We start from the raw sequence: 14,575 nt of genomic DNA, 5'->3' as shown, positions 1-14,575 counted from the left end.
GGTTCCAGGGTTGAAACGAACCCTGGAACCTTCTTTTTATTCATACGACACAATGGTTGTAATGTAACTCCCCGGATATCCCAATCTTTCCAATTCCGCCTTCAAGCGCTCCGCCTCGGCTCTACTCTTAAACGTCTTTTTAGACTCCACAATCCATACCTGCTCACAGGGCTGATAACGGGCCGCCAGGCTATTGTGAAAATGGTAATTGCGAGGGTCGGTATCTTTGAGTACGGCCACTTGCACCCGGTATTCCAATCCCGGTTTGGTATTAAACACGGGCAAGGCTTTCGGCTTGGGCTTGGCATCATAAGCACTGGGTAAGTTGTCGCAGTAGACTGGTTTCGCTTTGACTGGACTTTGTGCAAAAGCTTTTAGGCCAAAAAACAAAATACAAAGGCTTGGGACTAGGATTTTTCCAAACATGGTTCACACTTTAGATTATGATTGAACAGTTGCGTTTTTCTTGCATGTAAAATAAAAGAACTCGTACCGATTTTGACGCAAAAACGCCGAAAAGTATCTACATTTCCAACTTGAACTATTTTTAATACCAACTACTTTGTTTTAAAATTTTGTAGTCATGCTCAAAAAATTGCCCTACCTATGCCTACTATTGGTGCTGAGCTGGAGTTGTTCACCCAAGGTAGCCCTTAAAAACCAATCGGATGAAGCCACCCGTGCTTTGGCCGACCAATTGGCCCACAAGTACATCATCATCGATGGACATGTAGATTTGCCTTTCCGGCTCAAGGTGACCAATTTCCAGCTGACCCGCCAATACATCGGGATTCCGGTAGAAACCAAGGAAGGAGACTTCGATTATGTGCGCGCCAAAAAAGGTGGCCTGAGTTGCCCCTTCATGTCGATTTATGTCCCTTCGTCTTACCAGCTCAATGGCAAAGCCAAGTTGTTGGCCGATTCCCTGATCGATATGGTGAGTGGCATTGCCCGCGAGATTCCCGACAAGTTTAAGATTGCCCTCTCTCCTGCTGAAGTGGAGGCTAATTTTAAACAAGGCTTAATTTCCATGCCTATGGGTATGGAAAACGGCGCTCCGGTGATGGACGACATAGCCAATGTCGCCTACTTTCACCGCCGGGGTATTCGCTACATCACCCTCACGCACGGCAAGGACAACCAGATTTGTGATTCTTCTTACGACACCACGAGTACCTGGAATGGACTGAGCCCTTTTGGTGAAAAAGTGGTTCAGGAAATGAACCGGGTTGGCATCATGGTTGACGTGTCGCACATTTCAGATAGTGCGTTTTTTGACGTGGTCAAACTCACCAAGGTCCCGGTCATCGCCTCTCACTCTTCTTGCCGCAAGTTCACACCAGGCTGGCAGCGCAACATGAGTGATGATCAACTAAAGGCTTTGGCCAAAAATGGTGGCGTCATCCAGATCAATTTTGGCTCCACCTTTTTGGACTCCAAAATCCCGGAATACAACAACAAAAAACGCGATGAACTCAACGAGATCCTCAAAAAAGCGGGCCTTAAAGATTCTGACGCTGCGGCTAAACCCCTCATCGAGGAATTTGGCAAAAAGAACCCAAAATTGTACGCCGATGTAAAAACGGTAGCCGATCACATTGATCATGTGGTGAAACTAATTGGTATTGACCATGTTGGTATTGGTTCTGACTTTGATGGAGTGGGCGATTCCCTCCCCACCGGGCTCAAAGACGTATCCCAATACCCCAACCTCATTTTTGAATTATTGAAACGTGGATACAGCGAAGAAGACATCGCCAAAATTTGCTCCAAAAACGTACTGCGTGTATGGAAGGCGGTAGAGAAAGCAGCGAGTAAAAGTTGATTAAACACGTTTGAAACAAAAAAGACCCGGCCTAAACCGAGTCCCAAAGATTGCTTGACCTTTATTACAATTTCCATGCTGTAAAAATGCAAAGTGCCTTGATGAAAATCAAGGCACTTTGTGCTTGAAATGACCACCCCAAATTTGGGTTATTGAACTAATATGCCGTCGACATGTACTCTATCACCACATCCCGCACATCGTTTTTGATTTGTTTGCCTTTCGTGGTGGTCAGCATTTTGGGTTCATCCGCTTTGTATTTGCCCATAAAACCCAGGTTCGCCTCACTGCCTGCTGCCACAAAGGAAGAGATGACCAGTTTGTAGATTTGTTTATCGTCAATGGGTTTGCCGTTGATCTGCCAGGCACCGTTCACCTCACTGATGTGGCTGACTTGCAGGTACCCGCCTTCGGTTTTGTTCTTTTTCAGGCCATTGTCCAGCAAGTTTTTCAATTCTGATCCTGGAATTTCCTGTCGGGCAAAACCCCCTCCAAATGGGAAAGAGCGTACCACGTCATATACTGTCATGGTACCAGCCAGGTTATCATCCATCCGCATAGAGCCCGAGTTGATCAAATAAGCATCAGCACCCGGCATGGCGTATTCCATGGCTTGGGTAGTTATGGCACCAAAATTGGTTTGGCGACTGCGAATATCGGTTTCTTTACATTCCAGGGGCTCGCGCAGGGTAGCAATTTTTTGCTCCGGTTGGTAACCATTGTTGCGCAGGGTCTGGTCCACCTTGGAAACCCATTTGTTTACTACAGCCTCAGTTGCAGGATCAGAAGGAATGGAGGCATTGACATATTTAAGTGAGGACTGAATCCGCACCAATTTCGAGTGGGGATCAAATCTGCAACGGTGAATGTATACCGTTTTAGCGTTGGCATCCGCTTTGGTGATGATGGTATTGTCTACGTAGTGATCCTGATGGTCGTGGTCGTGACCACCAATGAAGAGGGGTACACCCGGCACTGCTGCCGCCAGAGCCCGATCGTCCGCAGCGGCAAGATGAGTCAGTGCTACCACTACATCACTCTGGGTTTTGGCTTGGGCAACAACCCGGCGAAAATTTTCTTCCACTGGCAAATAATGCACATAGGGTCGTTTGGTAAAGGGCAATAAAACCCCGGTGAAGGCCAACTTCATGGAGTCTCCCGCACTGTTTTTGAACGTATGATTGATAAAATCGGGAACGAGTTCGGTTTTTCCCTTGACGGTTTGTTTGAAGGGTGCAATGGCACCGCCTGTGTAGACCCGCCGCACATTCGCGCTCACAAAACGGAATCCGCATTGGTTGAAGCGTTTTTGTACCAGGGCAGAGTCCCTTTCGTCGAACTCGTGATTGCCAAATGTGGCGTAGTCCAGCCCCATGGCATTCAGGGTTTCAATCATTTGCAATCCAGCTATTTTTTCGCCAGTTTCCAGTTTGAGGTTGGCAGTAAGGCTGGGAGAAAGGAAGTCGCCAGCAATAACCGTAACTACGTTGGGGTTTTCTTTAAGCAATTCCTTCCGAATGCTGGCAACCCTTGCCAAACCACCCGCATTGCCACCTTCCAGTGGGGCGATCTCATAAACGTCATTGAGTTGAAGGATGATGAAATCGATGGGCTGTGGTATGCGCTGTTGTGGAACTTTTACCGCACAACTTCCTAACAGGAACAAGAGGAGCAAGAGCCCTAGAGGTTGGAACTTTTTCATAAAAAGATTTTAGGCTAAAAAAGAGAAGAAAAAAATAGGCAGGAGTCCTATTTAATCCACGAAAAACATGGATAAAAATAATAAACTAAACCCCAGTAAAGGATTTTTTCACAAATAAAAAAGACCGAGGATCAATAAGTTCCCCGGCCCTAAGTAAAACTAAACCCCAGTTAATGTTCTTCTTCGAAATTCTCGAAATCAATAACAATTTTTTTGTTGTTGATTTCGCCTAAATTGAAATTAGGATCGAATTAAGGCAGAAGAATCACGAAGCAAATATAGGCTTAATCTTTCTAAGATGCAAACAAAAAACAAAGTAAGTTAATTTTTTTGCACAAAAAAGGTCTACCTTGTCTAAAACTTGCATAAAAAGGCAAAAAACCTTGCACTTTTTTGAACTACATGCAACTTTTCGCAATTAGTGCGGTGCAAAACTAAATAGTTTTCGGAAACAACTAAATTTTTTTTAGAAAAAAATTAACATAGGTCATTTTCCTGCAAATAAGTGGTCAAATCCCGAAGTGTGCCCAATATTTTTGTCGGTTGGTGTGGAGTTAACAAATCGATGGGATGGGTTCCGTTGGCTACAGCCAAGCAGTGTTCAAGCTGGGCATTCTGGCCCGCCTGGATATCGGAAGGAGTGTCCCCTACTGAAATTACATTTTTCGCAGATTCAATTTTCAGCAAATTCATGGCAAGAAAGATCATATCGGGGGCAGGCCTTCCACTGGCAACCTGATCACTCGAGATGGAGCAATCAATAATGGCATTGCCCTTCACATTGAGATAGTCCTCATTTAGTCCTTGTAGCCAGCCCAAACGCTGCAAAATAATATCGGTTACTTTGCGATAAAACCCAGTGGTCAAAGCTATTTTAATGCCCTGTTCGCGTAAAAATGCAAACACCTCCAGAGCTCCTTCGGTTGGTTCAATAGGCTGAGTAGTGTAATGGTTTTCAAGAATTTGGGTGAAAGTCAAGAAAGAATGATCAACTTTCATTAACCACTGCTCGTCGCGTTGGCCCAGTTGCCGCTCCCAATAGGTTTCAAAAACAAAACGTTTGCCCCAGCCTTGTACGGCCAAAATTTCGGCCTCACTCATTTCCAGGCCAGTTTGCAGGGCAGCTTGCCGAAAGCAGTGTTCCACTTCGTGTTCGTCGCGAACGGTAGTGCCCGCCATGTCAAAAGCAACCAGTTTGATTTTATCTTTCATCATGACCAAGTTTGTTGAATGATGGCACCTGCCAAACCGATTCCTGAAGTCATTCCCTTGCCCCCAATTCCAGTGACGATTTGAATGTGTTCATCAATGTGGTGATGAAACAAATCCGCCCCTTTGACCTGAGCGTAGTACCCGTTCCAATATTGTTGAATGTTCCAGTTTGGCAAATTCAGAATGCGTTGAGCTTCTTCCAGAATGAGTTCGTTAATTTCCTGATTGGTGTCAAAACCCAGTTGATCAGCCTGGGCTGCCGGAGCATATTCATGGGAATCCCCAATGATGATGGAACCATCAATGGCTTGTTTAAAAAGGATATGGATGCCGTAGTCCAGCAATGCTTTGGCATAGACGCTATCGTCTTTAGTGGCCCAGGAAGGGCATTGCTGAAAACTTTCATATCGCCGGATCGATAAACCAGTCAGGATATTGCCCGGTAAAATAACTTCTGGCATAGGGCTGGTTTGCATCATTTGTAGCTTGGATACCACCAGATTGCTGCTGCGGAAAAGTTCAGGATATAGGAATCGAAATTCGCGGCCGGAACAAATGATGATCTTTTCTGCCTGCAAATATAGTCCTGTGCTGGTTTCTGCGGTTGCCAATCCGTTCTTCGATGTACATCCCACAACCGGAGTGTTGGGTAAATAAGTAAAGGTATCGGGGTATTTTTTTTTCAGGTACTCCAACAAACGGTGGATCATGGTGCGAGGCTCAATGCTGAGCTCCAGCGGAAAATAAAGGGCTGCCAGGCAATAGTCTTCCCGCAATGGGGCCAAACGTTGCAAACACTCCGCTTTACTGAGCCATTGACAAGGATAATTGTTCTGTAGGTTGATCTGGTAAAGTTCTTCAATCAACTGTAATTCCCCTGGGTTGGAAGCAATATAATAGGATCCGTTGTTGCGCAGGCCCAGATCAAATTCCGCCTGGACGCTTTGATACAGCGCTAAACTGTCTAGTCCATATTGTTGCCATTTGCCAGCTGGCAATCCAGAAATAACTGCCTGTCCAAAATTACGCACTGTTGCTTCTTGTGGGGCATTGTCTTTTTCGGTTAAGGTCACCGAGTAGCCTCTGCGCAGGGCTTGCAAGGCATGTCCAGTTCCCAGTATACCTGCGCCAACAACCAGTAAATCAGTTGATTTGACCATGAATTTGATTAGAATTAACTTTTTTGCCTAATAGTAAAAGTCTCCAAAGGTAGCCCGGTTCTTGAAAATCCGGCCTATTTCTATTTTAAATCTAAGCAAAGTATGGGTTAATTTTTACACCAATCCGACATTATCAGGCAACTTTTAAGAGAAAAAAGGCGTTACTTTTGATGCAAATTTGACTTTATGGCAATTTTTTCGTCCAAAAGAAGTTAATTTAGTTTTAGTTGAAGAACCGACTATGAAACCATTGTTAGAAAAAATTGATCCAGTATTCGGAAGTTCCTTTGCAATCCGGGAATTCACAGATCTGGATCCAGTTTATAAGCCCTTTTGGCATTTTCACCCCGAGTACGAAATTGTCTACATTTCCAAAGGAAAGGGCAAGCGCCATATTGGCAATCACATTTCCTATTACGAAGACGGAGACCTGATTTTTCTCGGGCCTAATTTGCCACACCTCGGCTTTACGGAAGGGCATTTTAAGGACCAGGTTGAAATCGTAGTACAAATGAAGGAGGACTTTTTGGGAAAAGATTTTCTCAAGGCTCCCGAAATGCGTGAGGTGCTCCACTTGTTTGAACGTTCGCGCAAAGGCATTATTTTTCACGGCAAAACGCGCGAATGGGCAGGCGCCCAACTGCGGGCCATGGCACATATGGAGCCTTTCGACCGCTTGGTGGAGCTGCTTAAAGTACTGCGTGAATTGGGAAAAACCGAAGAATTCAGCTCCCTAAATGCCGATGGTTTTGCTTTTGATGTGCAGGCTCAGCATTTGGAGCGCATTCAGGAAGTATACGAATATGTGGAAGCTAATTTTCAACAAGAAGTGACTCTGGACGAAGTTTCCCGTCGAGTAAATATGACTGTACCTGCATTTTGTCGCTACTTCAAACGATTGACGGGTAAAACTTTCACCCATTTTGTCAACGAAGTAAGGGTGGCTCATGCTTGTCGGTTGTTGGCCAACGAGCATTTGAGTATTGCTGCGGTCAGTTACGATAGCGGTTTTAATAACCTCTCGCATTTCAATAAACAGTTCCGTTTGGTGGTAGGAACCAGCCCCCGGGCATTCCGCCAAAACCTGCGGCAAATAGTTGAATAGTTGAGGGAGGTCGAGGCTGCCGCGAGCGATTCGGTCACTGAGCGTAGCCGAAGTGCAAGAGTCACTTGCGGCAGCCTCAACCTTCTCAACTCCGTATAATCCCTGATTTTAAAAACATCCAAAAGAACTATTATGTCCCGAAATCTCAGTACACTATTTTTGCTCCTTTTGGTTTTACTTTGCGGCTGCCAAGGGCCCAAGGTGAAAAAAGAATTGATTGGTAGTTGGCGTTACGACCTGGATTCGATGAAAAGAGAGAACCTGCGCAACCAGTCCGATCCCACCCAACGCAATTACATGGAAAGTATGATGCTGGCACTGCGCATGGCCAAAATTGAACTGCTCGATGATGGTTCAGCTGTATTCAGCCTGGATGACACCCTGCAAAAAGGCAACTGGCACGTGCAGAACAATGGTAAAGAATTGGTGATGCGGCTGAAAGATGGCCCACAAGTTTCACGTATTCAACGAATTGCACAAGATACTATTTTCCTTGATCCGGTATCTGCACCCGGGCCACAGTTCACCCGCATTCTGGTGCCTGCCAATTGAGTTCAGCCTTGCTCCAATTTTTACAAATATGCAAATTTTGGAGCAAGCTCAATTTTTCCTAAATCTTAATCTTTTCATAATCAAATATTCACATACAGTTAATATTGAGAACTGACCTTTGTTTTGTCAAATAATCCAATGGACGACCGTTTGTACAAAATGAAAAAGGAACTCGATCTTGTAATACTGTCTGATACTCACCTTGGAACTTATGGTTGCCACGCCAAAGAGTTACTGAATTATTTGAAACACATCAAAACAAATGCCCTTGTACTGAATGGTGATTTCATTGACATGTGGCAATTTCGCAAAAACTATTTCCCTCAGGAACACCTTCAAATCATCCAGCGCATCTTGCGCATGGCGGCCAAAGGCACCCAGGTTTATTACATCACTGGCAATCACGACGATGCCCTGCGGCGTTACTCCAATTTTTCTTCGGGAAACATTCACCTGCGCGATACCCTCGAATTACAAATCAAAGGCAAATCTTACTGGATCTTCCACGGCGATATTTTTGACATATTCATCAAATATTCTCCTTTCATCGCCAAGTTGGGTGGCAAAGGTTACGATTACCTGATTTTATTCAACCGCTGGGTCAACAAAATTCGGGTCTTTTTTGGACTGCCCCGTCTGTCTTTTTCTCAAAAAATCAAATACAGCGTCAAAGAAGCGATCAAATTTGTTGACGATTTTGAAGAAAAAGCCATTGAACTGGCTGCTGAAAAAGGATACGACTTTGTCGTCTGTGGCCACATTCACCGCCCCCAAATCAAGACCCTGGAGCGTCGGGGAAAACAAGTTACTTACCTCAATTCCGGAGACTGGGTTGAAAGCCTGACCGCACTTGAATACAAATGGGGCGAATGGTCCATTTATGAATACAATGAGGCCGATTTTCTGGTCAGTAACACCAATTCCTCCCTTCATCCGGTTGGCTTGGATGAGGAAGAAGATGAACAAGCCATTACCGGTGAAGCACTGAGTACTGCGGCCATGTTTGAACAAATTGTCCGTCAAACACCAACCCGGCGGCGCGCTGGGTAAGCACTACTCCTTTACACAACTTACTTTAACCATTCAATAGCTGTTTCGGGTACAGGGCCATTAAAGTGCTGTACCTTTTTTAGTAGTAGGGCAAATATAAGTGTTCGTTTTTTTGAGCCAAAAGATTAGATTAGGCATTTAAAATGAACCTTCCTCTTACCTAATCCTTTGGCAAAAGGAATCCTTATTTTTTAATCGTCCCTAAGCTTTTACCATTTAAAAAATTAATTAGCCTACCTTTGCAGCAAAATTCTGAAGCACAAGTTTGTGTTTGGTTTACGGATTTTTTAGAACTTTGCGATCCAATTGCCCCGAAACTTGTTTCGTGTAGGTAGCATCTTGAGGAATATGAAGAACATTCGAAATTTTTGTGTAATTGCCCATATCGACCACGGTAAAAGTACCTTGTCCGACCGCCTGTTGGAATTTACCAAAACCATTGATAAACGCAACATGGTGGCTCAGACCCTGGACAACATGGACCTGGAACGCGAACGTGGCATCACGATCAAAAGTCACGCCATCCAGATGTCGTATGTCCACAGCGATGGGGAGCGTTACACCTTTAATATGATCGATACCCCCGGGCACGTCGATTTTTCCTACGAAGTATCTCGCTCCATTGCTGCATGTGAGGGTGCACTACTGCTCGTGGATGCCACTCAAGGTATTCAAGCACAGACCATCTCGAACTTGTACCTGGCCATCGAGCACGACCTGGAGATCATTCCTGTGCTGAACAAAATCGACATGGAAAGTGCCATGATCGAAGAAGTTGCGGATCAGGTCATCGATTTGATTGGTTGCAAAAGAGAAGATATATTGCTGGCTTCTGGTAAAACGGGAATTGGCATTCAGGAAATTATGGATGCAGTAGTAGCCCGGGTTCCTGCCCCCAAGGGCGATCCTGAAGCACCCTTGCAAGCCTTGATTTTTGACTCAGTTTTTAACTCTTTCCGTGGGGTAATTGCCTATTTCCGTATTCTGAATGGGCGGATGCGCAAAGGAGAAAAAGTTCGCTTTTTCCATACCAGCAAAGAATACGAAGTAGACGAGGTAGGCATCCTGCAAATGAACCTGATTCCCCAAACTCACCTGGAGGCCGGGAACGTAGGTTACATCATTACTGGGATCAAAGAATCACGCGAGATTAAAGTTGGGGATACCATTACCAATGCCATCAATCCTTGCACGGAAGCCATTCACGGTTTTGAGGATGTAAAACCGATGGTATTCGCGGGGATTTTTCCAATCGACAATGATGATTTTGAAGACCTGCGCGACAGTTTGGAAAAATTGCAGTTGAACGATGCCTCTTTGGTCTTCGAACCTGAAACTTCAGTGGCACTGGGTTTCGGTTTCCGTTGCGGCTTCCTCGGTATGTTGCACCTGGAAATCATCCAGGAGCGCCTATCGCGGGAATTCAACATGGAAGTAATCACCACCGTACCAAACGTGTCTTATTTTGCTACCAATACCAAGGGGGAAAAATTCGCGGTACGCACGCCAACCGATCTGCCAGATCCCAACTATTTGCAAGAGGTACAAGAACCTTATATCCGCGCTCAAATCATCACCAAACCGGAATACATTGGGACCATCATGACCCTGTGTATGGAAAAACGGGGAATTTTGACTCGCCAAAGTTACCTCACCACCTACCGGGTAGAGTTGACTTTTGAGTTGCCACTGGCGGAAATTGTATTTGACTTTTACGACCGCCTCAAGTCTATCTCGCGGGGTTATGCTTCTTTTGATTATTATATGCTCGATTACCGTGCCTCTGATCTGGTCAAACTGGACATCAAGTTGAACGGTGAAAATGTGGATGCACTTTCGGCACTGGTACACCGCACCAAAGCAGAATCCTTTGGCCGTAAAATCTGCTCGCGTTTGAAAGAATTGCTGCCTCGTCAGCAGTTTTTGATCGCCATTCAGGCGGCGGTTGGTGCCAAAATCATCGCCCGTGAAACCATCTCTGCTTTGCGCAAAGACGTTACAGCCAAGTGTTATGGTGGGGATATTTCGCGTAAACGCAAACTGCTCGAAAAGCAGAAAGAGGGTAAGAAAAAGATGCGCCAGATCGGTAGCGTAGAGGTACCGCAAAAGGCGTTTTTGGATGTATTGAAATTGACTGATTAATACTTAGGTGCCTCTTTGGTGTCTAAAGTTTCTCAGGTGGTGAAATTATGCCTCGCTTCGCAAGGCTTTATTTTTTCACCACCTGAGAAACCTCCTTAGGCACTTAAGACCTCAGGTTCTTCGCAGCGCCCGGTACCTGCCCTTTCCAAACCGTGTCCCATTAAACTCCACGGTTCCCTTCAATTTTTCCTGTTCCTCCACAGGCAATTGGCTAAAGTCCGCACATTCCTGAGAACAACAAGCATGGTATTTCGCAGCACAATCTTCACACTGAATGAAGAGTACATGGCATACGTCATTTGCGCAGTTGCGGTGAGTATCACAAGGTTGGCCGCATTGGTGGCAATGGGCTACTACGTCTTCGGAAATTCGTTCGCCCAGGCGTTCATCAAAAACAAAATTTTTGCCAATGAACTTGTTGGGCAAGCCTTGCTCTTCACATTGGTGGGCGTATTCAATAATACCCCCATCGATCATAAAGACATTACTGAAGCCTTTGTGCAGATAGTAGGCGCTGGCCTTTTCGCAGCGGATTCCACCGGTGCAGTACATCACAATATTTTTATCCTTATCTTCTTTCAGTAAGTCTTCAACCAGAGGCAGTGCTTCCCGGAAGGTTTCCACATCCGGGCGAATCGCCCCTTCAAAATACCCGACTTCACTCTCGTAATGGTTGCGCATATCAACTACAATCGTTTCTGGCTTATCCAGGAGTGCATTAACTTCTGGCGCACGCAGGTGTTTACCCCTTTTGGTCACATCAAAGGTGGCATCATCCAGACCATCCGCCACAATTTTTTCCCGCACTTTGATGGCCAGTTTGAAAAAGGATTTACCGTCCTTTTCCACGGCTATATTCAAACGAATACCATTCAGCCAAGGGATGCTGTAGAGGGCGGTTTTAAAGGGCTCAAAATTTTGGGTAGGCACAGAAATCTGGCCATTGATCCCTTCATTGGCCACATAAATCCTGCCCAACACACCACATTCGCTCAACAAGAGGTACAACTCATCCCGAAAAGTATGAGGGTCTTTGAGTTGATGGTATTGGTAGAAAGACAAGGTCGTTCTTGGCTCATTGCTTTCCTCCAAACGTTTTTTTAGCTCCCGGTTGTTGACGCGATTGAATAATCTCTTCATAATAATCAAAAAATAAACTCAACTATTAATGGCCAGGCCCTTCGTGTCCAGCCGCTGGTTTGGGGTTATCTGGGTCGATTTGGGGGTTTTCTTTGAACAATTTTTTATTGATTGCTGCTGCATCAGGCAGGTTGGGATTGTACATGTAACGCATGCCGCAAACGGGACAACTGCCGTAGTTTTCACTTCCACTACCGGGGCAGTGCATCGGGCACTGGTACTTGGCCGTAAATTCGACGCCATCGGCGGTTGGTTCTGAGGCAGCTGCTTTGGCCTCGGTTTTAGTAGTCTCGTCAGTTTGATCTGCGGTTTTATCCGAGCCGCCACAAGCCCAGGTACTGAGTACCAAAACCAACATGCTGATGCAAATGCGCATGGAAATTTTATTCATGATACAGTGATTTATAACTTTTGAGCCGCAAAATTAAAGATAAAAGCTGAATGGTGAATAGAGAATCTCTACAATTTCACCATTCAGCTGGTTTTAAGCCAATTAAGCTTAATTGCTGTTCGGCCTATCGTACTGACAGCAACCATGTAGCGCTTTGTATACTTTGTCCTTGGCGCGGGTTTCATCCGTGTCATGGCCTACGGAGGCTACTTTTTCCTTGATTTGTTTCAAAGCACCTGGGGTATTTTCATAAGTCACGGTAAGCTTTTTCTCATCCATGTCCCAGTTCGCTTTGCTTACACCGGGCAGTTCTTTGGCCGCGGTTTCAATGCGTTTTTTGCACATGCCGCAGTTGCCATACACTTTAAAGGTGGATTCTTTTACCTCGGCATTTGGGCCACCTTGGGCTTTTTCGACGGTTTGAGCCAAGGCTTGGCTAGCCCCCAATAGCATTCCTAAACAGAGCAGGAGAAAAGTCAGTTGTTTCATTGGATTAAAATTTAAATTTGGTTATTGAACGTTTTCTTTGACAAATCCACAATTCAGCATTTCATCGCCGAAATAGGGATTGAGGATTTTTTCTTCGCTGCTGAGCCAATCTGCTCCCCGGTTGTTGAAGGCCATGGGGCAATGTTGAACGAATAAGGCCTCTTTTCCAGATCCAAAAACTTTAAAGGTGTGGATCAGGAGTTGGGACACAAAATCAAATTGCATCCGTTGGGCTTCCACATCGGTGCTGGCTTTGATGCGGGCCACGTGTTGGCGTAGGTCATTGTATTGGGTTTTCCAAAAAGCCAGGGCTTCAGCAGGCAAGTTAGGGTTTTGCATTTTTTCCAATTGTTTGGCTAAGTCCAGGGCATGTTTAGAACTGGCTTTAGCGTTGGTTTTGACCAAATCATCTTTAACCCGTAAGTAGGTTTTAGACAAGGCGTCCAAGTCCTTACGGAAGGCAGGCGAAACCATAGCTCTAAAATCTGGCATTTCCATGGCCTTGGCCTCCGTTTTAGCCACCAGTTTGTTCATCATGCTTTGCTGGTTGTTGAGTTGGGCTGCAGCATCTATCACAAATGCACCATTGGTTACCACCTCATCACCAGCTTGCAGGCCCTTGAGCACGAGGTAGGCATTGGCGGTAGATTCGCCCAATTCTATTTCGCGGTATTCGAAACTGGGTACTGCTGCATCTGCCTTTTTGAGGTATACCACCGAGCGTTTGCCCGTCCAGAGAACGGCGGTTTTGGGCACTTCCAACGCCGTTTTTCCAGCAATGTTGGCATTTACTTCACCTTGAATGAACATTTCCGGCTTCAGCAAGCCGCCTGGGTTCTGGATTTCTGCCCTCAATGAGGCCGTACGTGATTGGGCATCAATCAGGGGATCAATAAAGGTAATCCGCCCGCTGAAGGTACGATTGGGCACCGAGGGGGTGCTGAACTGTACCGTATTGCCCACCCGAATATGGGCTAAATCAGTCTCATAGGCTTCAAACAAAGCCCATAACTGGCTGAGGTTACTCAACTCAAACAGCGCCGAACCTTCTTCCACATAATCCCCTACGGCTACTTTTCGGGTCATCACCACCCCGCTGCGATCGGCATAAAGAGTGATTTCGCGCTGGATTTTGCCTTCCTCTTCTACTTTTTGGATGAATTCATCCGACACTTTCCAGTAGCGCAACTTGCTGCGCGCCGCTTCGGCCAATTCCGAACTTTTGCCCTTGAAACGAATGGCTTCCAATAATTCCTGTTGCGCAGCCACCAGAGGTGGGGAATACATACGGGCCACCGCTTGCCCCTTGCGCACTTGTTCTCCCGTAAAAGTGATGAACAGTCGCTCAATTCGGCCAGGGATGTGGGCAACCTGCGTGGAAATGGCTCGTTCATCGGGTTGAATTTTGCCACTGAGGCTCAATTTTTTTCCAGCGCTTTGCCCCTGCCCTACCACCGTAGTTTGGATATCAGCCAGGCGAATGGCGTCTTCACTCATTTCCATCACCAAGGGGTCGCTGCCCGTGCTGGCATTCATTGGCGTAAGATCCATTTCACAAATGGGGCAAATACCCGGCTCCTGTTGGCGGATTTGGGGATGCATGGAGCAGGTGTAAGTGGTAGCAGTAACACTTGAATCCGTTCCTGCCACACCACTTTCGTGTTGGTGATTGCGCCCAAATAAGAGATAGCCCAATACCAGACCGACCAGGAGGGTTGCGGCAGGCAAAAAGGTACGGGGTGAAAGTTGATATTTTGGTTTCATGTTTTTTTGGTTGAGGAGGTTGAGGAGTTGAGAAGTTGAGGCT

General features: G+C 45.8%; 13 protein-coding genes. 5 read left to right on the top strand and 8 right to left on the bottom strand.

Annotated elements, in window-relative coordinates:
• Positions 1 to 36: 36 nt before the first annotated feature.
• On the bottom strand, positions 37 to 426 hold the full coding sequence (locus SFV55_RS04615) for a hypothetical protein (protein WP_320028293.1): 390 nt from the start codon (positions 424 to 426) through the stop codon (positions 37 to 39).
• 157 nt (positions 427 to 583) lie between these two features.
• Here SFV55_RS04615 and SFV55_RS04610 point away from each other — a divergent pair, with 157 nt between their 5' ends.
• Positions 584 to 1,825 carry a dipeptidase gene (locus SFV55_RS04610; protein ID WP_320028292.1) on the top strand — a complete coding sequence of 414 codons (1,242 nt, stop codon included), beginning with the start codon at positions 584 to 586 and terminating at the stop codon, positions 1,823 to 1,825.
• A gap of 157 nt (positions 1,826 to 1,982) precedes the next feature.
• Here the strand turns inward: SFV55_RS04610 and SFV55_RS04605 are convergent, their stop codons facing one another.
• The 3 genes from SFV55_RS04605 to SFV55_RS04595 all read right to left on the bottom strand — a co-directional run bounded on the left by SFV55_RS04605 (position 1,983) and on the right by SFV55_RS04595 (position 5,899).
• Positions 1,983 to 3,527, bottom strand: coding sequence for a bifunctional metallophosphatase/5'-nucleotidase (locus SFV55_RS04605; RefSeq protein WP_320028291.1), 1,545 nt, complete (start codon positions 3,525 to 3,527; stop codon positions 1,983 to 1,985).
• A gap of 477 nt (positions 3,528 to 4,004) precedes the next feature.
• Positions 4,005 to 4,742, bottom strand: a complete 738-nt coding sequence (locus SFV55_RS04600; protein WP_320028290.1) for an HAD family hydrolase — start codon at positions 4,740 to 4,742, stop codon at positions 4,005 to 4,007.
• The gene (locus SFV55_RS04595) at positions 4,739 to 5,899 is read right to left on the bottom strand and encodes a TIGR03364 family FAD-dependent oxidoreductase (protein ID WP_320028289.1); all 1,161 of its coding nucleotides are present in this window, start codon (positions 5,897 to 5,899) and stop codon (positions 4,739 to 4,741) included. Before SFV55_RS04595 ends, SFV55_RS04600 begins: the two co-directional genes overlap by 4 nt.
• 241 nt (positions 5,900 to 6,140) lie before the next feature.
• Here SFV55_RS04595 and SFV55_RS04590 point away from each other — a divergent pair, with 241 nt between their 5' ends.
• The 4 genes from SFV55_RS04590 (at position 6,141) to lepA (ending at position 10,748) form a co-directional block, all read left to right on the top strand.
• A complete protein-coding gene (locus tag SFV55_RS04590; RefSeq protein ID WP_320028288.1) occupies positions 6,141 to 7,004 on the top strand; it encodes an AraC family transcriptional regulator in 864 nt (287 codons plus the stop codon).
• A gap of 132 nt (positions 7,005 to 7,136) precedes the next feature.
• A complete protein-coding gene (locus SFV55_RS04585; RefSeq protein ID WP_320028287.1) occupies positions 7,137 to 7,556 on the top strand; it encodes a hypothetical protein in 420 nt (139 codons plus the stop codon).
• A 138-nt stretch (positions 7,557 to 7,694) separates the two neighbouring features.
• Positions 7,695 to 8,606 (top strand): UDP-2,3-diacylglucosamine diphosphatase, encoded by a 912-nt coding sequence (locus SFV55_RS04580; protein WP_320028286.1) that lies wholly within the window; start codon positions 7,695 to 7,697, stop codon positions 8,604 to 8,606.
• Between the two features lie 348 nt (positions 8,607 to 8,954).
• A complete protein-coding gene (gene lepA / locus SFV55_RS04575; RefSeq protein ID WP_320028285.1) occupies positions 8,955 to 10,748 on the top strand; it encodes a translation elongation factor 4 in 1,794 nt (597 codons plus the stop codon).
• 111 nt (positions 10,749 to 10,859) lie between these two features.
• Here the strand turns inward: lepA and SFV55_RS04570 are convergent, their stop codons facing one another.
• The 4 genes from SFV55_RS04570 to SFV55_RS04555 form a co-directional block, all read right to left on the bottom strand.
• Positions 10,860 to 11,888, bottom strand: coding sequence for a rhodanese-related sulfurtransferase (locus tag SFV55_RS04570; protein WP_320028284.1), 1,029 nt, complete (start codon positions 11,886 to 11,888; stop codon positions 10,860 to 10,862).
• Between the two features lie 25 nt (positions 11,889 to 11,913).
• Positions 11,914 to 12,279, bottom strand: coding sequence for a heavy metal-binding domain-containing protein (locus SFV55_RS04565; protein WP_320028283.1), 366 nt, complete (start codon positions 12,277 to 12,279; stop codon positions 11,914 to 11,916).
• 108 nt (positions 12,280 to 12,387) lie between these two features.
• Entirely contained in the window at positions 12,388 to 12,768 is a 381-nt protein-coding gene (locus tag SFV55_RS04560) for a heavy-metal-associated domain-containing protein (protein ID WP_320028282.1), read from the bottom strand.
• A 21-nt stretch (positions 12,769 to 12,789) separates the two neighbouring features.
• On the bottom strand, positions 12,790 to 14,575 hold a 1,786-nt coding region (locus tag SFV55_RS04555; RefSeq protein WP_320028281.1), incomplete at its 5' end, for an efflux RND transporter periplasmic adaptor subunit.

Origin of the sequence: Haliscomenobacter sp. (genome assembly GCF_033763495.1) — a bacterium.
Lineage (GTDB): Bacteria > Bacteroidota > Bacteroidia > Chitinophagales > Saprospiraceae > Haliscomenobacter.
The sequence above is the reverse complement of the archived record's forward strand: the minus strand, read 5'-3'. Positions and strand labels throughout refer to the sequence as shown.

Bases quoted from the DNA above. Each gene is read 5' to 3' on its own strand.
- SFV55_RS04615 (WP_320028293.1), bottom strand. From the start codon at position 426: ATGTTTGGAAAAATCCTAGTCCCAAGCCTTTGTATTTTGTTTTTTGGC.
- SFV55_RS04610 (WP_320028292.1), top strand. From the start codon at position 584: ATGCTCAAAAAATTGCCCTACCTATGCCTACTATTGGTGCTGAGCTGG.
- SFV55_RS04605 (WP_320028291.1), bottom strand. From the start codon at position 3,527: ATGAAAAAGTTCCAACCTCTAGGGCTCTTGCTCCTCTTGTTCCTGTTA.
- SFV55_RS04600 (WP_320028290.1), bottom strand. From the start codon at position 4,742: ATGATGAAAGATAAAATCAAACTGGTTGCTTTTGACATGGCGGGCACT.
- SFV55_RS04595 (WP_320028289.1), bottom strand. From the start codon at position 5,899: ATGGTCAAATCAACTGATTTACTGGTTGTTGGCGCAGGTATACTGGGA.
- SFV55_RS04590 (WP_320028288.1), top strand. From the start codon at position 6,141: ATGAAACCATTGTTAGAAAAAATTGATCCAGTATTCGGAAGTTCCTTT.
- SFV55_RS04585 (WP_320028287.1), top strand. From the start codon at position 7,137: ATGTCCCGAAATCTCAGTACACTATTTTTGCTCCTTTTGGTTTTACTT.
- SFV55_RS04580 (WP_320028286.1), top strand. From the start codon at position 7,695: ATGGACGACCGTTTGTACAAAATGAAAAAGGAACTCGATCTTGTAATA.
- lepA (WP_320028285.1), top strand. From the start codon at position 8,955: ATGAAGAACATTCGAAATTTTTGTGTAATTGCCCATATCGACCACGGT.
- SFV55_RS04570 (WP_320028284.1), bottom strand. From the start codon at position 11,888: ATGAAGAGATTATTCAATCGCGTCAACAACCGGGAGCTAAAAAAACGT.
- SFV55_RS04565 (WP_320028283.1), bottom strand. From the start codon at position 12,279: ATGAATAAAATTTCCATGCGCATTTGCATCAGCATGTTGGTTTTGGTA.
- SFV55_RS04560 (WP_320028282.1), bottom strand. From the start codon at position 12,768: ATGAAACAACTGACTTTTCTCCTGCTCTGTTTAGGAATGCTATTGGGG.